General features: G+C 66.3%; 3 protein-coding genes. All 3 read left to right on the top strand.

Translation table 11 applies throughout. The features are described 5' to 3' along the window. Positions 1 to 79 precede the first annotated feature (79 nt). Entirely contained in the window at positions 80 to 427 is a 348-nt protein-coding gene (locus tag B0W88_RS31755) for a transposase (RefSeq protein WP_077038406.1), read from the top strand. Then, positions 424 to 756, top strand: coding sequence for an IS66 family insertion sequence element accessory protein TnpB (tnpB, locus tag B0W88_RS31750; RefSeq protein WP_077038405.1), 333 nt, complete (start codon positions 424 to 426; stop codon positions 754 to 756). Before B0W88_RS31755 ends, tnpB begins: the two co-directional genes overlap by 4 nt. 119 nt (positions 757 to 875) lie before the next feature. Next, a partial coding sequence (locus B0W88_RS31745; protein WP_369973974.1) for an IS66 family transposase zinc-finger binding domain-containing protein occupies positions 876 to 1,378 on the top strand: 503 nt, incomplete at its 3' end.

Here is a 1,378-nt window from a genome sequence, read left to right as displayed (position 1 = left end):
GTACGCGTCCGGCAAAGTCATCTTGATCGGCGAGAAGCGAGCGGCAAGGATCGCGTCCATCTAACGATAGGTGGACGCGATGACAAGCGAGAAGACGGTGAGTCGGCGGCGGTACAGCGCCGCGGAGAAGGCGGAGATCGTGGCCGAATGCGAAGCGCCAGGTGCATCGGTCGCGGGTGTCGCTATGCAGCGCGGCATCAATGCCAACGTCGTCCATCGCTGGAGGAGCTTGGCCCGAGCGGACAAGACGCAGCAGCCAACCAGGTCAGGTGAGTTCATCGCTCTGCCCATGCCCGCAACGACGTCCGGGCCGGCCAGTGCCGACATCCACATCGAGTTGCGCAGAGGCCCCGTGACGATGTCGATCACCTGGCCCGTCAGCTCGACGGCGGACCTGGCAGCCTGGACGCGCGAGTTGCTGCGGTGATCCGCGTTGACGCTGTATGGCTGGCCGCGGAACCCTTGGACATGCGAGCCGGCACCGAGGCCGCGTTGATCCGCGTGGTGAAGGTGTTCGGCGAGGCGCGTCCTCACCATGCCTATCTCTTTGCGAATCGCCGAGCCAATCGCATGAAGGTCCTCGTGCACGACGGCATCGGCGTGTGGCTGGCCGCACGGCGGCTGAACAGCGGCAAGTTCGCCTGGCCCAGGGATGCCGCGGCGACCTTGGCCCTGAGCGCGGCACAGCTCGACGCCCTCGTGCTCGGGCTGCCCTGGCAGCGCATCGGCGAAGGCGGCGTCATTCGCGTGGTGTGATTCGGGTGCTGTAGCGCCACGCAATCCGCGAATGTGCCGATGGGCAGGACCATCCCGGTCCGGCACGATCACCTTCCGTGATCGCCACCCAAGCCTTGGAAGCCCTCGATCCGCAGCAGATGCGGGAGGCGCTGCTGACGCTGATGGCCGAAGTCGCCGCCAAGGACGACCAACTGCAACGGCAGCAGCGCGAGGTAGCCTTCAAGCAGGCGCAGGTGGAGAAGCTCACGCACGAACTCGCGGTGCTCAAGCGGCTGAAGTTCGCCGCCACCAGCGAGAAGTTCAGCGCCGAGCAGCAGAGCCTGCTGGACGAGACACTGGACGCCGACATCGCGCAGGCCTGCGCCGAACTCGACGAGGCCAACGATGACGACAGGGTCGCCGGTAAGAAGGTGATGCCTAAACGCGCACCGCTACCGCCGCACCTGCCGCGCAGGGACATGCATCACGAGCCCGAGAGCACCACCTGCAGCTGCGGCTGCCAGATGAAGCGCATCGGCCAGGACGTCAGCGAGAAGCTCGACTACGAGCCCGGCGTCTTCACCGTCGAGCGCCATGTCCGTGGCAAGTGGGCGTGCGCGAAGTGCCAGAAGCTCGTGCAGGCGCCAGTCGCCGCCCACAT

This window comes from Pelomonas sp. KK5 (assembly GCF_001984095.1).
GTDB lineage: Bacteria > Pseudomonadota > Gammaproteobacteria > Burkholderiales > Burkholderiaceae_C > KK5.
This window is presented reverse-complemented; position numbering and strand designations above follow the sequence as displayed.

Coding starts and splice junctions, on each gene's coding strand:
- B0W88_RS31755 (WP_077038406.1), top strand. CDS start 80: ATGACAAGCGAGAAGACGGTGAGTCGGCGGCGGTACAGCGCCGCGGAG.